The sequence below is a fragment of the Janthinobacterium agaricidamnosum genome, from assembly GCF_003667705.1.
GTDB lineage: Bacteria > Pseudomonadota > Gammaproteobacteria > Burkholderiales > Burkholderiaceae_D > Janthinobacterium.
In genome coordinates this window covers 4,802,502-4,820,212 of the sequence record NZ_CP033019.1, presented here as the reverse complement: position 1 = coordinate 4,820,212, position 17,711 = coordinate 4,802,502, and the positions used below count along the sequence as shown (strand labels likewise).

At 64.1% G+C, this 17,711-nt stretch carries 19 protein-coding genes; 5 read left to right on the top strand and 14 right to left on the bottom strand.

From position 1 onward, the window contains the following. Positions 1-22: 22 nt before the first annotated feature. Positions 23-562, top strand: coding sequence for a hypothetical protein (locus tag D9M09_RS21765; protein WP_230502344.1), 540 nt, complete (start codon positions 23-25; stop codon positions 560-562). A 4-nt stretch (positions 563-566) separates the two neighbouring features. On the opposite strand, the gene D9M09_RS21760 is transcribed toward D9M09_RS21765, so the two are convergent. The 13 genes from D9M09_RS21760 to D9M09_RS21705 all read right to left on the bottom strand — a co-directional run bounded on the left by D9M09_RS21760 (position 567) and on the right by D9M09_RS21705 (position 11,688). Continuing rightward, positions 567-1,196, bottom strand: coding sequence for a LysE family translocator (locus tag D9M09_RS21760; RefSeq protein ID WP_121671193.1), 630 nt, complete (start codon positions 1,194-1,196; stop codon positions 567-569). Positions 1,197-1,275: 79 nt separating this feature from the next. Then, on the bottom strand, positions 1,276-1,572 hold the full coding sequence (locus tag D9M09_RS29800) for a helix-turn-helix transcriptional regulator (RefSeq protein ID WP_240453440.1): 297 nt from the start codon (positions 1,570-1,572) through the stop codon (positions 1,276-1,278). Continuing rightward, the gene (locus tag D9M09_RS29795; protein ID WP_240453439.1) at positions 1,554-2,057 is read right to left on the bottom strand and encodes an AraC family ligand binding domain-containing protein; all 504 of its coding nucleotides are present in this window, start codon (positions 2,055-2,057) and stop codon (positions 1,554-1,556) included. Before D9M09_RS29795 ends, D9M09_RS29800 begins: the two co-directional genes overlap by 19 nt. A gap of 2 nt (positions 2,058-2,059) precedes the next feature. Next, positions 2,060-3,523: a ribonuclease G gene (gene rng, locus D9M09_RS21750; RefSeq protein WP_034747098.1), complete on the bottom strand. Its 1,464-nt coding sequence runs from the start codon at positions 3,521-3,523 to the stop codon at positions 2,060-2,062. Between the two features lie 43 nt (positions 3,524-3,566). Continuing rightward, positions 3,567-4,187 carry a Maf family protein gene (locus D9M09_RS21745; protein WP_070224393.1) on the bottom strand — a complete coding sequence of 207 codons (621 nt, stop codon included), beginning with the start codon at positions 4,185-4,187 and terminating at the stop codon, positions 3,567-3,569. A gap of 8 nt (positions 4,188-4,195) precedes the next feature. Beyond that, on the bottom strand, positions 4,196-4,666 hold the full coding sequence (rlmH, locus tag D9M09_RS21740) for a 23S rRNA (pseudouridine(1915)-N(3))-methyltransferase RlmH (RefSeq protein WP_034747108.1): 471 nt from the start codon (positions 4,664-4,666) through the stop codon (positions 4,196-4,198). A 6-nt stretch (positions 4,667-4,672) separates the two neighbouring features. Then, on the bottom strand, positions 4,673-5,362 hold the full coding sequence (gene rsfS / locus D9M09_RS21735; protein ID WP_121670355.1) for a ribosome silencing factor: 690 nt from the start codon (positions 5,360-5,362) through the stop codon (positions 4,673-4,675). Continuing rightward, positions 5,363-6,010 carry a nicotinate-nucleotide adenylyltransferase gene (gene nadD / locus D9M09_RS21730; protein WP_256267163.1) on the bottom strand — a complete coding sequence of 216 codons (648 nt, stop codon included), beginning with the start codon at positions 6,008-6,010 and terminating at the stop codon, positions 5,363-5,365. 20 nt (positions 6,011-6,030) lie between these two features. Next, a complete protein-coding gene (hemF, locus tag D9M09_RS21725) occupies positions 6,031-6,945 on the bottom strand; it encodes an oxygen-dependent coproporphyrinogen oxidase (protein WP_121670354.1) in 915 nt (304 codons plus the stop codon). A 129-nt stretch (positions 6,946-7,074) separates the two neighbouring features. Then, the gene (locus D9M09_RS21720) at positions 7,075-8,625 is read right to left on the bottom strand and encodes a class I SAM-dependent methyltransferase (protein WP_162995764.1); all 1,551 of its coding nucleotides are present in this window, start codon (positions 8,623-8,625) and stop codon (positions 7,075-7,077) included. Between the two features lie 70 nt (positions 8,626-8,695). Then, positions 8,696-9,511: a hypothetical protein gene (locus D9M09_RS21715; protein ID WP_162995763.1), complete on the bottom strand. Its 816-nt coding sequence runs from the start codon at positions 9,509-9,511 to the stop codon at positions 8,696-8,698. 113 nt (positions 9,512-9,624) lie between these two features. Beyond that, positions 9,625-10,893 (bottom strand): phosphoribosylamine--glycine ligase, encoded by a 1,269-nt coding sequence (gene purD, locus D9M09_RS21710; protein WP_121670351.1) that lies wholly within the window; start codon positions 10,891-10,893, stop codon positions 9,625-9,627. A gap of 69 nt (positions 10,894-10,962) precedes the next feature. Beyond that, positions 10,963-11,688, bottom strand: a complete 726-nt coding sequence (locus D9M09_RS21705) for a YebC/PmpR family DNA-binding transcriptional regulator (RefSeq protein ID WP_070224399.1) — start codon at positions 11,686-11,688, stop codon at positions 10,963-10,965. 143 nt (positions 11,689-11,831) lie between these two features. On the opposite strand from D9M09_RS21705, the gene D9M09_RS21700 reads away from it, so the two are divergent. The 4 genes from D9M09_RS21700 to D9M09_RS21685 all read left to right on the top strand — a co-directional run bounded on the left by D9M09_RS21700 (position 11,832) and on the right by D9M09_RS21685 (position 16,863). After that, positions 11,832-14,315, top strand: a complete 2,484-nt coding sequence (locus D9M09_RS21700; RefSeq protein WP_240453438.1) for an alkaline phosphatase D family protein — start codon at positions 11,832-11,834, stop codon at positions 14,313-14,315. A 185-nt stretch (positions 14,316-14,500) separates the two neighbouring features. Continuing rightward, positions 14,501-15,421 carry a DMT family transporter gene (locus D9M09_RS21695; protein ID WP_070310309.1) on the top strand — a complete coding sequence of 307 codons (921 nt, stop codon included), beginning with the start codon at positions 14,501-14,503 and terminating at the stop codon, positions 15,419-15,421. Positions 15,422-15,450: 29 nt separating this feature from the next. Further along, positions 15,451-15,840, top strand: a complete 390-nt coding sequence (locus D9M09_RS21690) for a methylglyoxal synthase (RefSeq protein ID WP_070310373.1) — start codon at positions 15,451-15,453, stop codon at positions 15,838-15,840. 93 nt (positions 15,841-15,933) lie between these two features. Then, a complete protein-coding gene (locus D9M09_RS21685; RefSeq protein WP_240453672.1) occupies positions 15,934-16,863 on the top strand; it encodes a quinone oxidoreductase family protein in 930 nt (309 codons plus the stop codon). Positions 16,864-17,052: 189 nt separating this feature from the next. Here the strand turns inward: D9M09_RS21685 and D9M09_RS21680 are convergent, their stop codons facing one another. Next, positions 17,053-17,682: a DUF4136 domain-containing protein gene (locus tag D9M09_RS21680; protein ID WP_121670348.1), complete on the bottom strand. Its 630-nt coding sequence runs from the start codon at positions 17,680-17,682 to the stop codon at positions 17,053-17,055. Positions 17,683-17,711: the final 29 nt, after the last annotated feature.

Here is a 17,711-nt window from a genome sequence, read left to right as displayed (position 1 = left end):
GTTTCTCTTGCCCTCTACCGCCATGACCAAAACCAACACGCCTTCCCCGAAACGCCGCGAAGAGGGCGTCGCCAAACTGACCGTCAATCCCTTCCTCGACGCCGAGTTTTACGCGCGCATGCGCGACTACACGGAGCGCGACGCAGCCATCATCAAGGAATTGAAGGCGATCGCCGAGATCCGCGCCGGCAACAAGCAGCCCGATCCCCGCCTGGCGCCGTCGCTGGCCGCCTTGCGCAGCACCGTCAAGAAAGGCTTGAGCTTTGGCGACATGCTCGAGCGCATGGCGGCCGGCAAGGAAAAGGGCTTGTGGGAACCGTGGATGACAACCTTCGGCATCGAGATCCGCGCCGTCAACTACGGCGCCGGCCCGCGCAACGCCTGCCTGGTGCTGGATCTGGCCGCGAATGCCCCCGCGCACGCGATGTTCGCCAAGGCCGGCATCCAGAACTGGCGCAGTCTGGCCGCCGACGACTGCTCCGTCGTGCGTTCGGAAAAAGCGACGGAAACCACGCCGCTGAAAGTGTATGCCGTGTTTTACCTGGATCCGCTGCCGGCCTGATCCGTCAGACACTGCTGCTGGCGACATTTACCAGCAGCAGCACCGCCAGCACGATCAGCATCACGCCCGACAGCCGCTCCAGGCTCGGCAGGGCGCGCGCGAAGCGCTGCCGCAGCGCGCCATTGCCGATGGCCAGCGCCACCGCCATGTCCCACGCCAGCACCGCACACACCATCCACACGCCATACAGCACGACCGAGCCGCTGCCCGTTTGCCGGCTGGCGACGACGGACGCCAGACTCACGTAGAACAGCGCATTCTTCGGATTCAGGATGGCAGACAGGAAACCCATGCCCAGGCCGTTGCGCCAGTGCGCCTTGCCGGGCGTGGCGGCCGGCGCTGCCGTCAGCGTCGTGGTGCCCGCATGGCGCAGGAATAGGCCGCCCAGGTACAGCAGATAAGCGCAGCCCGCCAATTGCACGGCGATAAACAGGGGACTGCCCGGATGCAGCACGGCGACGCCGCCAAACGCCGCCACGATGAACACGCCATTGGCCAGTGCGATGCCGATGCACGCTGGCATGGCGCCGCGCCAGCCGTGCGCCAGCGCGCTGCGGGCGACGAGGAAAAAATCGGGCCCCGGCGACAGCAGCGCGAGGAAGTGGGCGGCGGCGATAAGGAGAAAATCCTGCATGAAACGCGACTCCGGCAATGGCGATGCGCGAGTATGCGGGGGGACGCTCCGGTCTGTATTGAAGAAAATTGCAGGCACTTCAGCCGCGATAGCGTCCCGGCGTGATGCCGACATGCGCCTTGAAGACGCGCTGCAGGTGGCTCTGGTCGGCAAACCCCAGCGCGCAGGCGATGTCGGCCAGGGCGTTGCCCGCCTGCAAGTCGCTGCGCGCGCGGTTGACGCCCAGATTCAGCTGGTACGCATGCGGCGTCATGCCGGTGGCGGCACGGAAGGCGCGGATCAGCTGGTAGCGGCTCATGCCGGCCATTTCGGCCAGTTGCGCCAGGCTGGCCAGCGGTTGAGACTGCAGCTGCTGCACTACCGGGCGCAGTTGCATCGGGATGCGGGCAGCGTGCGAGGGAGGGGGATTGCCCCGCCGGCATCGGCACAGGCGTGTAGCAAGGCCAGCAGGGCCTCTTGCTTGGCGGCCGCGGCTGCGGGCGAGAACAGCAGCGCATTCATGGCACAGAACTGCGCATACAGGACAGGTTCGTGCAGTACGCTGGCGCTGCTTGCATCCAGCCGCGGCACGTGGATTTGCAGCCACTGCGCATCGAGATGCAGCATCTGGTAGCTCCAGACGGCGTCAGGCAGGGGATTGCAGGCGTGCACGCAGCCGGCCGGCACCAGCACCAGGGTGCCATTGCCAAGAGCCACCTTGCCCTCTTTGCTGCCCGTAAAGATGCTGCCGCCCGAATCGACGGCGCCGATGGAAAACGTGGGATGGCTGTGCGGCTTGTAGCACGCGCGGCTGTGGCAGGCGCGCCGGCTCTCCACGTGGGGTAGCGCCGGGTCGCGCCAGAAGGCGGTGGTGCCCGGCATGGCTACATCAGAATCACGTCGTACTGCTCCTGGTGGTAGGCGTTCTCCACCTGCAGCGAGATTTTCTTGCCGATGAAGTCGCCCAGCATGGCCAGGTGCTGCGATTCCTCTTCCAAAAACAGGTCGACCACTTCCTGCGAGGCGAGGATGCGGAATTCGCGGGGGTTGAACTGCTTTGCCTCGCGCAGCAGTTCGCGCAGGATTTCATAGCAGATGGTGCGCGAAGTCTTCACTTGTCCCTTGCCGGCGCAGGCGGGGCACGGTTCGCACAGGATGTGGGCCAGCGATTCGCGCGTGCGCTTGCGCGTCATTTCCACCAGGCCCAACGGCGAGAAGTTGCTCACCGACACCTTGGTGCGGTCGCGCGACAAGGTGCGTTTCAGTTCGGCCAGCACGGCGTTGCGGTGCTCGGCGTTGTCCATGTCGATGAAGTCGAGGATGATGATGCCGCCCAGGTTGCGCAGGCGCAGCTGGCGCGCGATGGCGTGCGCCGCTTCCAGGTTGGTCTTGAAAATCGTGTCGGCGAAATTGCGCCCGCCGACAAAACCGCCCGTGTTGACGTCGATGGTGGTCATCGCTTCCGTCTGGTCGACGATCAGGTAGCCGCCGGACTTCAAATCCACGCGGCGGCCCAGCGCGCGCAAAATCTCTTCTTCCACGCCGTACAGGTCGAACAGGGGGCGCTCGCCCGTGTAGTGCTGCAGGCGCGTCAGTTCGCTGGGCGTGTAGATTTCCGCGAATTCGCGCAGTTTTACATAGTTTTCGCGCGAATCGACCTGGATGGTGGCCGTTTCATCACCGACGAAGTCGCGCAGCACGCGTTGCGCCAGGCTCAAGTCCTGGTGCAGCAGGCTGGTGGCGGGACGCGTGCGCGCGCCGTGCGTGATGGTGCTCCAGGTTTTTCTCAGGTAGTCGACGTCGGCCTTCAGGTCTGCGTCGGATGCGTCTTCGGCCATGGTGCGCACGATGTAGCCGCCTTTTTCATCGGGCGGCAGCAGGCTTTGCAGGCGCACGCGCAGCTGTTCGCGCTCCGCTTCCTTTTCGATTTTCTGCGAGATGCCGATGTGCTTGTCTTGCGGCAGATAGACCAGCATGCGCCCGGCGATGGAAATCTGCGTCGACAGGCGCGCGCCCTTGGTGCCGATCGGGTCCTTGATCACCTGCACCGTCAGCACCTGGCCGTCAAACAGGATTTTTTCGATCGGCGCCGGCGTCGCATTCTGGCCGTCGTGGCCGCGCGCTTCCCAGATGTCGGCCACGTGCAGGAAGGCGGCGCGCTCCAGGCCGATGTCGATGAAGGCCGACTGCATGCCCGGCAACACCCGCACCACTTTGCCGGAGTACACATTGCCGGCCAGGCCGCGCGTGAGCGTGCGCTCGATGTGCAATTCCTGCACGGCGCCCTGCAGGATGAGGGCGACGCGCGTTTCTTGCGGCGTGATATTGATCAGGATGTCTTCGTTCATGGGGGCGCGGGAGTGGAGGCAACGAATGACATCATACCCGGGATCAGGGCAGGGGCAAACCTGCCAGCCGTAGCAACTGTGCGGTTTCGTACAGGGGCAGGCCCATGATGCCGGAATGGCTGCCTTCGATATGCTCGACGAACAGCGCGGCGCTGCCCTGAATGCCGTAGCCGCCGGCCTTGTCGTAGGGTTCCGGCGTGGCGCAATAGGCGGCGATCGAGGCGGGCGAGAGCACGCCGAAGCGCACTTGCGACACCTGCGTGCGCTGTTCGGCGAAATCCTTGTAGTGCACGGCGATCGAGGTCAGCACCTCGTGCGTGCGGCCCGACAGCTGCTGCAGCATCGCCACAGCTTCCGCCCGGTCGGCCGGCTTGCCGAGGATGACGCCGTCGATGGTGACGGTGGTGTCGGCCGCCAGCACGGGGCGCGGGGTCAGGTGGCGGCGGCGCACCAGGTCCCAGGCGAAGGCGGCTTTTTCATTCGACACGCGGGCGACATAGTCGAGCGCCGATTCGCCGGGGAGGACTTCCTCGGTGACGTCGGCGCCGCGCGGGCCGTCGCTGCGCAGCAGCAGCAATTCGAAATCGATGCCGATCTGGCGCAGCAGTTCTCGCCGGCGCGGGCTTTTGGAGGCGAGGTAGATCTTGTGATCAGCCGTTTTCATGGGGGAGTTCAGACACGGTGGTAGGGGTGGTTTTGCGTGATCGACCAGGCACGATAGAGCTGCTCGGCGAGGATCACGCGCACCACGCCGTGCGGCAAGGTCATGCTGGAAATGCGCAGCATGCCTTCGGCACGCGCCTTGAGTTGCGGATCGAGGCCGTCGGCCCCGCCGATCAGGAAAGCCGTGTCGCGGCCATCCTGCTGCCACGCCATCAATTGCTGCGACAGGCCGACGCTGGTCAGATCCTTGCCGCGTTCGTCGAGGGCGATGATGCGCACGCCCTTGGGCAGGACGGCTTCGATGCGCTCGCGTTCGAGCGCCATCGCCGTGGCGGCGGTCTTGCTGCCGGAGCGCTCCACCGGCTTGATTTCTTTCAGCACGATGCGCAATTCCGGCGGCATGCGCTTCGCGTATTCCGCGAAGCCCGTCTCTATCCAGGCCGGCATTTTATGGCCGACCGCAGCGATGATGAGCTGCATCGAGGCTTACGCTTCGACTTTTTTGATACGCTTGATCACGGTTTTTGCCGGTGCAGCATCGGCTGCCGGCTTGGCCGCGCGTGGGGCGCGCACTTTTTTCTCCGGCAGCGCTTTCAGCGCTTTCACGGCAGCTGCTTCGGTCTTGGTAGGCGCGACTTTCACGGTCTTGCCGACGGCTTTGGAAGCGGTGGTTTTTTTCGCCGGGGCTTTCTTGGCGGCGGTGGCAGCGGTGGCTTTCTTCGCTGGCGCTTTCTTTTCGATCACGGGCGAAGCTTCCACATTGGCCTTGCTTGCCGCCAGATGGCCGCTGACCTTTTTCGGCTCGTCGCCGGCCGCTTTTTTCGGCGCGCGCTTGGCGGCGCCCAGCTTGACCGGAGTGTCGCCCCAGATTTCTTCCAGGCGGTAGTAGGCGCGGATAGGTGCTTGCATGATGTGGACGATCATGTCGCCCAGATCGACCAGCACCCATTCACCGGTTTCCTCGCCTTCCATGCCGATGATTTGACCGCCAGCGTCCTTGACCTTGTCGCGCACCGAGGCGGCCAGCGCCTTGGTTTGACGGTTCGAGGTACCGGACACGATCGCGATGCGGTCGAACAGGCTGGTCAGATGACTCGTTTCGAAGACGGCGATGTCTTGGCCTTTGACGTCTTCCAGGGCGTCAACGACGAGGGTTTGCAGTTTTTTGATGTCCATTTAGCTTTTGTATAAATTATGTTGTTCAATATAGTCTAGCACTAGCGGGGAAAGAAGCGAGTTTGCCCGATTCCCCCGTTGTAATGCCGCACGTATTTCGGTGGCGGAGATATCCACCGCGAAGTCCTGTGCCAGATAAGTCAGACCGTGCGGCGTGTTGCGGATGCTTTTCAGAGACCCCAGGCGGCGCGAAAACTCGTCGGCGACCACTTGCGGTACTGCTGTGTCATTCAGCGCGAAGCCGGGGCGGGCCGCGACGCAGATATGCGCGTATTCAAATAATTGCTGCCATTCGCGCCATGTCGCGAGCCGCTGCAGCTGGTCGGCGCCCATCAGGAAAACGATGGAAGCGCGCGGTCCCAGCTCGGCGCGTACCTGGCGCAAGGTATCGATGGTGTAGCTGGCCTGGCCATGTTCGCTGCGCTCGATTTCCTGGCGGTCGATCACCACAGGCAGGGGCAGGCCGGCAAAGGCCAGGCTGGCCATCTCGGCGCGCTGCTGGCCGGTGGCGCCCAGCTTGCTCTTTTGCCAGGGCGCGCCGGCCGGAATCACGCGCAGTTCGTCGGCGTGCAGCAGGCTGGAAAAATGCGTGCCCAGCGCGACGTGGCCCATGTGCACCGGATCGTAGCTGCCACCGAGTAGCGCCACGCATGCCGTACCACTTTCCTTCACGCCTGCAGCCAGTCGCGATGCACGAGGAAGTCAGTATACAACGCCGCTTCGGGACTGCCCGCTTCCGGGTGCCAGTCGTAGCGCCACTTGACCACGGGCGGCATCGACATCAGGATCGCCTCGGTGCGTCCACCTGATTGCAGGCCGAACAGAGTGCCGCGGTCGAACACAAGGTTGAACTCGACATAGCGTCCGCGCCGGTAGCACTGGAAATCGCGTTCGCGTTCGCCGTACGGCGTGTCCTTGCGGCGCGCCAGGATCGGCACATAGGCGTCGATGAAGGCGTCGCCTGCGCTGCGCAGCATGGCAAAGCTGTCGTCAAAGCCCAGGGCATTGAAATCGTCGAAGAAGATCCCGCCGGCGCCGCGCGCTTCGCGCCGGTGCTTCAGGTAGAAATAATCGTCGCACCACTGCTTGAACTTCGGATGCAGTTCGCCGCCGAACGGCGCCAGCGCGTCATGGCACACCTGGTGAAAGTGCTTCACGTCGCCCGCGTCGCCGTAGTACGGCGTCAGGTCCATGCCGCCGCCGAACCACCATACGGGTTCGCCATCGGTATTCACGGTGCTGAAAAAGCGCACATTCATGTGCACCGTGGGCGCGTAGGGATTGCGCGGATGCAGCACCAGCGACACGCCCATCGCTTCCCATGCCTTGCCACCGAGTTCAGGGCGCGCGGCCGCGGCCGATGGCGGCAATGCGGCGCCGGTGACGTGCGAAAAATTCACGCCGCCCCGCTCGAACACATTGCCTTCCTCGATCAGCCGCGAAATGCCGCCGCCGCCCTCGGGGCGCTGCCAGGCATCGGTCAGGAAGGGCTTGCCGTCCTGCGCTTCGAGCGCCTGCACGATACGGTTTTGCAAATCGAGCAAATAAGCCTTGACGGCCGAAGGAGAGGGAGTTGACGACATCGCGTGGGCCGACGAGGCCGAAATAAAAAAGTAAGGACGGATTGTACCCTGTTACGCGTTTTTGTGATAGGGCGGCGCTTGCGCTGTGGTTTTGGGCTGGCCGCGCACACCGTCCGCGGCCAGCGCCTTCTACAGCACGCGCAATTGCTGCAGCACGGGCAGCGTGTCCCGCATGAATTCCTCGATGGCCGCGTTGAGCAGCTGCTGGTGCGCCGCCTCGTCGGCGCATGCAGCGCCATCCTTGAGCAGGCGGCGCCCGCAGCGCCCCATGGCGGTGGCCGCCTGCGCCTGCAGGGTGGCCAGGTCCGGCTGCTCCCGCTCCTGGGTCAGCAGCGAAAACAGCAGCCGGTCGATGAATTCCGTATCGATACCGCTGCCTGTCAATGGCGAGCACAGGATGCGGTAGTCGTCGCCGTAGCGCTGCTGCGCGCCGACGGTCCGGTTCAGGCGGCGCGCGGCTGCGTCGCCGCTGTCGGCGTGCGCCTGACTCGGGAAATACATCACGACCTGGCCGCCGGTGACGAGCATGGCCGCCACCTCCGCCAGGCTTTGCACGCTCTGTCCGGGCAAGGAGGGCAGTGCGGCCAATTCGGCCAGGCTATGCGGGCCGTTGGCCAGCGCGTCGCAGACGGCGCCGTAGACCTGCTCGTTGCCTGTCACGACGCCCGCCTTGGTCTGGAAGGTGAAGGTCATTTTTGCGCGCGGCACCAGCATGGCCAGGTGCACGTCGGCGTAACATTCGGCCTGGCGCACGGCCCCCATGCGGCGCGCGCCCCGTACCAGCACGTCCTTGCGGAAGCTGGTATTGAGAAAATAATCCTTCATCGTTTCGCGCCTGGCCGCATCGGGCAGCAAGTCGATGGTGGCTTGCTGGTCGGCGTTCAGGTACAGCTCGGGAAAGGCCAAAGGCAGGTCGGCGGAGCCGGCAAAATCGAGCTTGGCGCGCGCCACATCGCGCATCACGTCGGCGTGGTACAGCGGTTCCCAGTCCTGGTTCAGATACTCATGCACGCTGTAATGGGGATCGCTGTTGATGAGCGCATTGAGGCGCGGCGCGAGTGCGGGATTGTCCGCGATGTAGCCAGCCTGCAGACTCTGCAACTGTTGCACATAGGCGATGCCAGCCTGCATTTGCATGTCGCTGCGGCCGGGGAAGCTGGCGGCAAACTCCAGCAGCAGGCGTTGCAGCGGCAGGGCGGAACTCCATCCCGGCATGGCGTTATAGCTGAGCGAAACGATGCCGCCCGGTTTCAGGTAGCGCGCGATGAAGTCGACGATATGCTGGCGGTTCTCCCGGTTGACCCAGGTGTAGATGCCATGCAGGGTAATGAAGTCGAACTGCGGCAGATCGGCCACGCGGCCCTGCGCCAATTCTTCAAAGCTGTTTTCCAGCAGGGTCAGATTGCCCAACTGTGCCTTTGCCGCCAGGGCGCGTGCGCCAGCGACATGGGCCGGATTGAAATCGTTGCCGTAGAACTGGCCGTTAGGGTTGGCGGCGGCCAGCACGTTGAGCGTCTGGCCGCGCCCGAAGCCCAGTTCAAAGTAGGTGTAGGGTTGATCCAGGGGGACCGGTTCGATGCCGTTGAGGATGCAGCTGAAATTGAGGTGATGCGGACTCAGGTCGCTGTAAAAACCGTTGGTGTACTCGATATCCGACACGTATCCTTCATTCCAGGCCATGGTTTCCCCGCATTGGTGGCAAAACGGCAGTATGCCATCATCACCGCCGGCGCGGGAAGTGCGCCGTGGTTCAGCGCGCCGGCGGCGCGGCGCCGTCCTGCTCCACGGTGACGGACAGGTCCGGTCCGGCGCCGGGCAGGCGCGCACTTTCCACGGCCTGCGCGGCGCGCTGCTGCAGGTCATGCCGTTCGGCGCCCTGCTCAGCGGTGGCGGCGGCGGGAGTGGGCACTTGCTTGCTGATCATGGCGCTGGCCGCAAAGGCCAGTACCAGCAGTATCAGCGCGGCCTTCACCCACGTTCCCGGGCGCGCATGGGCGGGCAGCTCGCGGCGGGTCTGGCGCGCGGCGGCGTCGATGATGATGACGGCCAGTTCCGAGCCGCGCTGGCGGGCGCGCAGGCGCAGCGCTTCAAATTGGGGCGCGGACAAGGTGCCTTGCCGGAGCATGTCGCACAGGGCGGCAACCGGCGAGGCGAGCAGGCGGTCCGCAGGCAAGCTGGCGTGCGCGGCGTCGCGCTGCCACTGGTCGATCAGGTCCTCGTCGTACAGGGTGTCGATGGCCTGGCGGTTGACTTGCCGCAGCGCGTCGGCGGCCAGTTGCTGGCGCTCGAGCAGGGCCGCGCCGCCATGCTGGCGCGGCAGGTCGCGCACCCGCTGCAGGAAGCCATGCTGCGGCAGCAGGTCCGTGAGCAGCAGCCATGCCAGGGTGTCGACCAGCCCCGCGTCAGCGGCCAGCTCCGGCACGTCGATATCCTCTTCTTCGTTATGGCTGCGTTGCAGTTCGATAATGTCCAGTTCGGCGATGGCGTCGTCGAGTTCATCGTCCGTGATCAGGCCGAGCTGGCGTACCTGGGCGAGGGCGGGGTGGAGTTGGCTGGGGCTGGACATGGGCTGCATCTTAGCGCAATGCCGGTTTTCCCGGCGCGCCAATATGAACGGGGCCGGGGCGGATGACTTCCGCGCCGGCCCCGCCGTTTGCCGCAAAGCGGCGTGCTGGGTGCTTAGTGCTTCAGGCCGCGCCAGCCGATGTCGCGGCGGTACTGCGCGCCGTCGAAATGGATTTTTTCCACGGTTTCATATGCCTGCTTCTGCGCCATCTTGATGCTGTCGCCCAGGCCCACCACGCACAGCACGCGCCCGCCGTTGGTGACCAGGCGTTCGCCGTCGATGCGGGTGCCCGCATGGAAGGTGACGGCGTCCGGCGTTTCGGCCGGGATGTCGCCGATCGGCGTGCCCTTGACGGGATCGTCAGGGTAGCCGGCGGCGGCCATCACGACGCCAACGGCCGTGCGGCGGTCCCATTCCAGTTCCACTGCGTCGAGCGTGCCGTTGACGGCGTGTTCCATGACGGTGACCAGGTCGGTCTTCAGGCGCGCCATGATGGGTTGCGTTTCCGGGTCGCCCATGCGGCAGTTGAATTCCAGCGTCTTCGGCGTGCCCTTGTCGTCGATCATCAGGCCAGCGTACAGGAAGCCCGTGAACGTGATGCCGTCCTTGGCCATGCCCTGGATGGTCGGCACAATGATTTCGCGCATGACGCGCGCATGCATGGCCGGCGTGACGATGGGTGCCGGCGAATACGCGCCCATGCCGCCCGTGTTCGGGCCCTGGTCGTGATCCTTCAGGCGCTTGTGGTCCTGGCTGGTGGCCAGCGGCAGGATGTTCTTGCCGTCGCACATGACGATGAAGCTCGCTTCTTCGCCGGCGAGGAATTCCTCGATGACGATGCGCGCGCCGGCGTCGCCGAACTGGTTATCGGACAGCATCATGTCGACCGCCTGGTGCGCTTCTTCCAGGGTCATGGCGACGACCACGCCCTTGCCGGCGGCCAGGCCGTCGGCCTTGATGACGATCGGCGCGCCCATGGCGTCGACGTAGGCATGCGCGGGAGCGACGTCGGAAAACGTCTGGTAGGCGGCCGTCGGGATGCCGTGGCGCTGCATGAAGGCCTTGGCGAAGTCTTTCGACGACTCCAGTTGTGCCGCTTCCTTGGTCGGGCCGAAGATTTTCAGGCCGCGCGAGCGGAACAGGTTGACGATGCCGGCCGCCAGCGGCACTTCCGGGCCGACGACGGTCAGGCCGATGTGTTCCTGCTGAACGAAGTCGGCCAGCAATTGCGGGTCGCTGATGTCGAGATTGACCAGGCGCGCATCGCGCGCGGTGCCGCCGTTGCCCGGTGCGACATACACCATCTGTATGCGTTCGGACTGGGCCAGTTTCCAGGCCAGGGCGTGTTCGCGGCCGCCAGAGCCGACTACCAGAATTTTCATAGGGACCGTTCGTTCAGTGTGGGTTGCAGGGCGGCGGTGCCGCCCTTGAGGTGTACAGCATATTTTTGCTTAGTTTTCGATCAAGGCATTCGTAAAGACTTCCTGGACGTCGTCCAGCAGTTCCAGCGCATCGATCAGTTTTTGCATCTTGACGGCGTCGTCGCCCGCGTAGACGGTTTCCGTCGCCGGCTTCATGATGACTTCGGCCACTTCGGCCTTGAAGCCGGCCGCTTCCAGCGCTTCCTTGACGGCGGCGAAATCGTGCACGGGCGTGACCACTTCGAAGCCGCCTTCTTCATCGGCGATGACGTCGTCGGCACCCGCTTCCAGGGCCGCTTCCATCAGCTTGTCTTCGTCGGTGCCCGGCGCGAACAGCAGCTGGCCGCAATGCTGGAACATGAAGGCGACGGAGCCTTCGTTGCCCATGTTGCCGCCGTTCTTGTTGAAGGCGTTGCGCACCTCGGCCACCGTGCGGACCTTGTTGTCGGTCATGCATTCGACGATGACGGCCGCGCCGCCCACGCCGTAGCCTTCGTAGCGCACTTCTTCATAGTTGGCGCCATCGACGCCGCCGCTGCCGCGGTTGATCGCGCGCTGGACGTTGTCTTTCGGCATATTGGCGTCAGCCGCCTTGTCGACGGCCAGGCGCAGGCGCGGATTGGTGATGGCGTCGGCGCCGCCCATGCGGGCCGCGACCGTGATTTCCTTGATCAGGCGCGTCCAGATTTTGCCGCGCTTGGCATCGGTGGCAGCCTTTTTATGCTTGATATTGGCCCATTTGCTATGTCCTGCCATGTCGAATCTTCCTTAGACGGGTGTTCAATTGTGGCCGACATTTTAGCATATCGGCCCCCTGCGAAGCGGCATGGCTCCGTCATCAGGATGACACAATCTGTTGCTAAAGTGACGCGCTTTCACCATATCGAGGGCGCGACATCATGGCAAGTCAAATGGACAGGCGGCAATTTCTGAAATTGGGCGGCTTTATTACGGTTTCCGTGGCCACCGTCGGCCTTGCCGCCTGCGGCAGCACCGATCACAGCGATCCTGGCGTGCCGCTGGCCTCGGGCAGCGACTGGAAATTCCCGCAAAGCGTGGCCTCGGGCGACCCGCGCGCCGACAGCGCCATGCTGTGGACGCGCGTCGTGCCAGCCAGTTTCGACGCCGTCGCGCCCGCCGTGGCCGGCAAGTCGGACGTGGCCGTGCGCCTGATCGTCAGCGCCAGCGACAATACGGCCGCCCTGGGCGGCAATACGGCCCTGGCCGGCACGCCCATCGTCGACGCCAAGCTGCCCCTGAAAGCCGATTTCGACAATACGCTGCGCCACAAGGTGACGGGCCTGCAGCCGGGCCAGGTGTATTTTTACCAGTTCATCGCCGGCGACGTGCGCTCCAATGTGGGCCGTTTCAAGACGGCGCCCGCCGCGACCAGCGACGTGTCGCAGCTGCAGTTCGCCTACCTGACGTGCCAGGACTGGAGCATCAACCATTGGGGCGCGCTGTCGCACATCGCCGCCAACGAATCGCTCGATTTCATCGTCCACCTGGGCGATTACATCTATGAAACGGTGGGCGAGGCCTTCCAGAGCGGTGCCGTGGAAAGCCGCCACGACCAGCTGAAATTGCCCGACGGCACGTATAAAAGCGGCACCTCCGGCGCGAAATACGCGACCACGGTGGCCGATTACCGCTACCTGTACAAGAAATACCGCACCGATACGCGCCTGCAAGCCGTGCACGAGCGCTTTGCCTTCATCGCCATCTGGGACGACCATGAATTCACGGACGACGCCTGGCAGGATGCCTCCACCTACGAAGGCATCGTGGCGCTTGATGGCAGCGATCTGCACCAGCCGGCCCGCCGCCGCAGCGCCAACCAGGCATGGTTCGAATACATGCCGGCCGACGTCACGTTCGATAGCGCCGCGACAACCTTCCAGAACATCCAGATCTACCGCGATTTCCAGTTCGGCAAACTGATGCAGCTGGTGATGACGGACGAGCGCCTGTACCGCGCCGACCATGCAATCGCCGAATCGACGATCAACCCGGCCACGGGCAAGCCGCTGGGCAGCATCGGCAGCCGCTACCTGGTGCCGCAAGCGCTGTTCGACAGCGTGGAAGGGCAGAAAATGGCGGCCGCCTCAAAGGCCGGCGCCGACCCGCTGGCCTTTGTTGCCATGCTGGGCAGCACGCAGCGCGACTGGTGGAAAAGCAAGATGAAGGCGGCCACCTCGACCTGGAAGCTGTGGGGCAATGAAGTGTCCCTGCTGCGCATGGGCTTGAATGGCACGGATGCGATTGCCACTTTGCTGGCCCTGAGCGCGATGTCGAACGTGGGCCAGGCCATCGCCGGCACCTTGCCGCTGGTGGGCGGCAGCGTGCCGCTGGCCTCAAGCATCGTGGCCGCCTCGACGGCCGGTGCATCGCAGTCCGTGGCGCAGGCGGCGGCCATGGCCATTGCCGGCGCGGCAGCCAATGCCGGCGCGCAGGGCGCCGCTGCCGTCGGAGCCGGCTTGAGCGCGGCCCAGGCCGGCATCACGGTAGCCGCCTACAACAGCGGCTCGCCTGCGGCCGCCGCGCAAGTGATCGCCTTCGGCTGGATCAAGCCCGACGTGCAGGCCAAGGGCGCGGCGTCCAGCTTTGTCGCCGCGTCGGGCCAGCAAGCGGCGCTGGCGCCGTTCTTCACGCGCTTTCTGCTCAATTGCGACCAGTGGGATGGCTACAACAGCGAGCGCAAGAATTTGATGGCGCACCTGAAAAACAACGCCATCGGCAATGTGGTCGCCATTACCGGCGATATCCACTCGTTTTTTGCCGGCACGGTCAGCGACGACTTCGACGCGGCCGGCGGCGGCACGCCCGTCATGGTGGACCTGGTCTCGGCGGGCGTCAGCTCGGATTCCTTCTTCAGCTATCTGAAGTCGGCCGCTGGCGCCTTGGGCGACATCGGCACTCTCGTCAGTTATCCGTTGGCCATTCCCGTCACGGGCCTGGGCACGGTCAACCTCGACGTCAACCTGCTCGACTACACCATGGGCAAGACGGCGCCCACCGTCGACAGCCTGCTGGAGCAGTTGCGCGTGCAACTGCGCGGCGCCCTGGCCGCCAAGGGCGTGCCGGAAGCCCAGCTGGACGCGACCGTATCAGCCGTGCAGGCTGGCTTGAAAGTGAGCACTGACTTCAGCGTGACCCTGCTGGGCCTGGCGCAGCAATTATCGGGCCTTGGCAACAATCCGTGGATCAAGCATTTGAATACGGATGCGCAGGGCTACACGGTGGTGACCTTGACGCCAGGCAAGCTGGTGGCGCAGTTCAAGCAGGTGAATAAACTGATCGGCACGGCGGCGCCGTCGAACGTGATTGCGCGCGTGACGACGGCCACAGTGACGGCGGGCGCGGCGGCGGTGGTGGTGGCGTAAAGGGTAGGTCGGATTAGCGCGGCCATGCCGCGCGTAATCCGACAACATGGTTGGCGGGGATGGGGGGCGGGTTACGTTGCGGTGGTGTCGGGTTACATTGCGGTGGTGTCGGGTTACGCCCTTTGGGCTAACCCGACCTACGCCCCACCCACGCCGCCTTTGGCTTTTGCCATTACAATCTGGGCATGAGCTCCAGTTCCCCGCAAGCAACCCCTCCATCTATTCCCCGTTCCGTCTATCTCGGTGGCCTGGCCATCGCCGTGGGCGGGGCGGTGCTGTTTTCCACCAAGGCCATCGTCGCCAAGCTGCTGTACCGCTACCAGATCGACGCCGTCACCCTGATCGCCTTCAGGATGATCTTCTCGCTGCCCGTGTTCGCCGTCATCGCCTGGTGGAAGATGCGCACGGAGCCGCCACTGTCGGTCAGCGACCGCTGGCGCCTCGTCGGGCTGGGCCTGGTCGGCTATTACCTGTCCAGCTATCTGGACTTCCTGGGCCTGCAATACATTTCCGTGGGGCTGGAGCGCCTGATCCTGTTTCTCACGCCCACCTTCGTGCTGCTGATTACCACCGTGTACTTCAAGCAGCGCATCAGCCGCCTGCAATGGCTGGCCTTGCTCACCTCGTATTGCGGCATCGTGCTGGTGTTCGTGCACGACTTGCAGGGCGGCGCCAGCAATGTGGCGCTCGGTTCCACCCTCGTGTTGGGCTCGGCCTGCTCGTATGCCGTGTATCTGCTGGGCTCGGGCGAGCTGGTGAAACGTATCGGCTCCATGCGCCTGGTCAGCTACGCGATGTGCGTGGCCAGCTTTGCCTGCATCGCTCAATTTTTCATCCTGCGCCCCGTCGAACTGCTGATCCAGCCCATGCCCGTGTATGGCTTGTCCTTGCTCAACGGCATCTTTTGCACGGTGATGCCCGTCTTTATGACGATGATCGCCGTCGAACGCATCGGCGCGCCCGTCGCTTCGCAGGCGGGCATGATCGGCCCCGTGTCGACCCTGTTCCTCGGTGCCATGATCCTCGACGAACCGATCACCAACTGGCAACTGGCTGGCACCAGCCTGGTATTGGCCGGTATTTACTTGCTGTCGAAAAAGAAATAATTCTTCCACTCACTGAAATGGTCCGCACCATGAAAACACGCATCGCCCTGATTGCCCACGACAAGAAAAAAGATGACATGATTACCCTGGCGGGCGAATACTTGGATTTCCTCAAGAGCTGCGAACTGTCGGCCACGGGCACGACGGGCGGCCGCCTGATCAACGAGCTGGGCCTGGCCGTCGAGCGCAAGCATTCGGGCCCGTTCGGCGGCGACTTGCAGATCGGCTCGCTGCTGGTGGAAGGCTTGATCGATTGCGTGATTTTCCTGCGCGACCCGATGACGCCGCAGCCGCACGAGCCGGACATCAACGCCCTGGTGCGCGCCTGCGACGTGCACAACGTGGCGTGCGCAACGAATCTGTCGTCGGCGCATTTGGTGCTGTCGCAGCTGCAGGCGCGGGCCAGCGCGGCCGCCTGACGTTTTTCCCGATTCTTCTTCAAGGAGCATATTGTGAGCGCAACGATTACCACCAAAGCCATTCGCGTACAGCGCGTGGGCGGCCCGGAAGTGATGGAATACGTGGATGTGGAATTGCCGCCGCCCGGTCCCGGCGAGGCGCGCGTGAAACACGAGGCCATCGGCCTCAATTTCATCGACGTGTATTTCCGCACGGGCTTGTACCCGCAGCCGCTGCCGAATGGCTTGGGCGTGGAAGGCGCGGGCATCGTCGAGGCGGTGGGCGAGGGCGTCACGGAAGTGAAGGTCGGCGATCGGGTGGCCTACGCGGCGCGTATCAATGGCGCGTATGCGCAGCAGCGCAACCTGCCGGCGGCCCTGCTGCTGGTGCTGCCCGAACGCATCGGTTTCGATACGGCCGCCGCCATGATGCTGCAAGGCTTGACGGTGCAATACCTGTTCCACCGCACGGTGGCGCTGAAGGCGGGCGATACCATTCTGTTCCACGCGGCCGCGGGCGGCGTGGGCCTGATCGCCTGCCAGTGGGCCAAGGTGCTGGGCGTGAACCTGATCGGCACGGCCGGTTCCGATGAAAAGGCGGCGCTGGCCAAGGCGCATGGCGCGGCCCACGTCATCAACTACAACACGGAAAACTTCGTCGAGCGCGTGCGCGAGATCACGGGCGGCAAGGGCGTCTCCGTGGTCTACGATTCCATCGGCAAGGATACGTTTACGGGTTCGCTCGACTGTCTGGCGCCGCTGGGCATGATGGTCAGCTTCGGCAACGCCTCCGGTCCCGTGCCGGCATTTACGCTCAGCGAACTGGCCTCGCGCGGCTCGCTCTTCATCACGCGCCCGGCCCTGTTCAGCTATGCCTCGAACCGCGCGAACCTGGAAGAGATGGCCACTTCGCTGTTCGGCGTCGTCAGCAGCGGCGAAGTCAAAATCGAGATCAACCAGCGCTACAGCCTGGCCAATATCGCCCAGGCGCACACGGACCTGGAAGGGCGCAAGACGACCGGTTCGACCATCATCGTGCCATGAGCGGCGGCAGCGAAAGAGACGGCGCGCCGAAATTCGGCCGCCTGCTGATCGTGCTGTTGTTGGCCGTGGCCCTGATCGGCGCGCTCACCTTTGCCGCCGAGGCGTATTACTCATAGGCATAAAACAGACATGAAAAAAACCGGCTGGCGCATCGCTGCACCAGCCGGTTTTTTTTGTCTTGCCACGAAATTATTCTATTTTCACTTCGACTTTGCGTGGCACGCCGCTCTGGCCGGGGAAGTCGGCAAAGGCGCTCGCTACCATGGCCGGCATCACTTGCGAGGTGGCGCGCTTGTTGCTGGTCGATTGCACGGTCACGTCGTACAGTTTCTTGCCGTTGCGGTCATTGATGGTGATGCGCAATTCGCGTTCGTATTTGTGGCGTACGCTTTCTTCCACATCCATCGGACCATACCAGTAGGGGTTGTAGCCGAAGCGGCCATAGCCTGGCCATGCGCCGTAGCGGTAGCCGTAGCGGCCAGGCCAGTAGCCGGGACCATACCAGAACGGGTCGGTGGCCTGCAGCACGCGTTCAGGATAGTCGACGGTGGAAAAATTCATCGCCACGCGCAAATTGGCTGCCGCGGGGCCGGAAGCTTCGCCGAAGCCGTGCTTGGCCAGTTCCGCGCGCACCAGGTTCTGGTAGCTGCGGTATTCCAGCGTGTCGTCTTCCGCCGCTGGCGCTTCAAACGCATACGATTTGTCCTGCAATTGCGCGGGCCACTCATGGAAGACGGTCACATCGCTGCGTATGGTGGTGGCGCATCCGGTCAGCAACACGGTCAATGCGGCCATCATGATGGTGAGATATCGTTTCATTGCATGACCTCCTGATTAGTAGACGCAAT

What these genes read in the sequence shown, in the direction of transcription:
- D9M09_RS21765 (WP_230502344.1), top strand. Translation starts at nt 23, where the DNA reads ATGACCAAAACCAACACGCCTTCCCCGAAACGCCGCGAAGAGGGCGTC.
- D9M09_RS21760 (WP_121671193.1), bottom strand. Translation starts at nt 1,196, where the DNA reads ATGCAGGATTTTCTCCTTATCGCCGCCGCCCACTTCCTCGCGCTGCTG.
- D9M09_RS29800 (WP_240453440.1), bottom strand. Translation starts at nt 1,572, where the DNA reads ATGCAACTGCGCCCGGTAGTGCAGCAGCTGCAGTCTCAACCGCTGGCC.
- D9M09_RS29795 (WP_240453439.1), bottom strand. Translation starts at nt 2,057, where the DNA reads ATGCCGGGCACCACCGCCTTCTGGCGCGACCCGGCGCTACCCCACGTG.
- rng (WP_034747098.1), bottom strand. Translation starts at nt 3,523, where the DNA reads ATGAACGAAGACATCCTGATCAATATCACGCCGCAAGAAACGCGCGTC.
- D9M09_RS21745 (WP_070224393.1), bottom strand. Translation starts at nt 4,187, where the DNA reads ATGAAAACGGCTGATCACAAGATCTACCTCGCCTCCAAAAGCCCGCGC.
- rlmH (WP_034747108.1), bottom strand. Translation starts at nt 4,666, where the DNA reads ATGCAGCTCATCATCGCTGCGGTCGGCCATAAAATGCCGGCCTGGATA.
- rsfS (WP_121670355.1), bottom strand. Translation starts at nt 5,362, where the DNA reads ATGGACATCAAAAAACTGCAAACCCTCGTCGTTGACGCCCTGGAAGAC.
- hemF (WP_121670354.1), bottom strand. Translation starts at nt 6,945, where the DNA reads ATGTCGTCAACTCCCTCTCCTTCGGCCGTCAAGGCTTATTTGCTCGAT.
- D9M09_RS21720 (WP_162995764.1), bottom strand. Translation starts at nt 8,625, where the DNA reads ATGGCCTGGAATGAAGGATACGTGTCGGATATCGAGTACACCAACGGT.
- D9M09_RS21715 (WP_162995763.1), bottom strand. Translation starts at nt 9,511, where the DNA reads ATGTCCAGCCCCAGCCAACTCCACCCCGCCCTCGCCCAGGTACGCCAG.
- purD (WP_121670351.1), bottom strand. Translation starts at nt 10,893, where the DNA reads ATGAAAATTCTGGTAGTCGGCTCTGGCGGCCGCGAACACGCCCTGGCC.
- D9M09_RS21705 (WP_070224399.1), bottom strand. Translation starts at nt 11,688, where the DNA reads ATGGCAGGACATAGCAAATGGGCCAATATCAAGCATAAAAAGGCTGCC.
- D9M09_RS21700 (WP_240453438.1), top strand. Translation starts at nt 11,832, where the DNA reads ATGGCAAGTCAAATGGACAGGCGGCAATTTCTGAAATTGGGCGGCTTT.
- D9M09_RS21695 (WP_070310309.1), top strand. Translation starts at nt 14,501, where the DNA reads ATGAGCTCCAGTTCCCCGCAAGCAACCCCTCCATCTATTCCCCGTTCC.
- D9M09_RS21690 (WP_070310373.1), top strand. Translation starts at nt 15,451, where the DNA reads ATGAAAACACGCATCGCCCTGATTGCCCACGACAAGAAAAAAGATGAC.
- D9M09_RS21685 (WP_240453672.1), top strand. Translation starts at nt 15,934, where the DNA reads ATGGAATACGTGGATGTGGAATTGCCGCCGCCCGGTCCCGGCGAGGCG.
- D9M09_RS21680 (WP_121670348.1), bottom strand. Translation starts at nt 17,682, where the DNA reads ATGAAACGATATCTCACCATCATGATGGCCGCATTGACCGTGTTGCTG.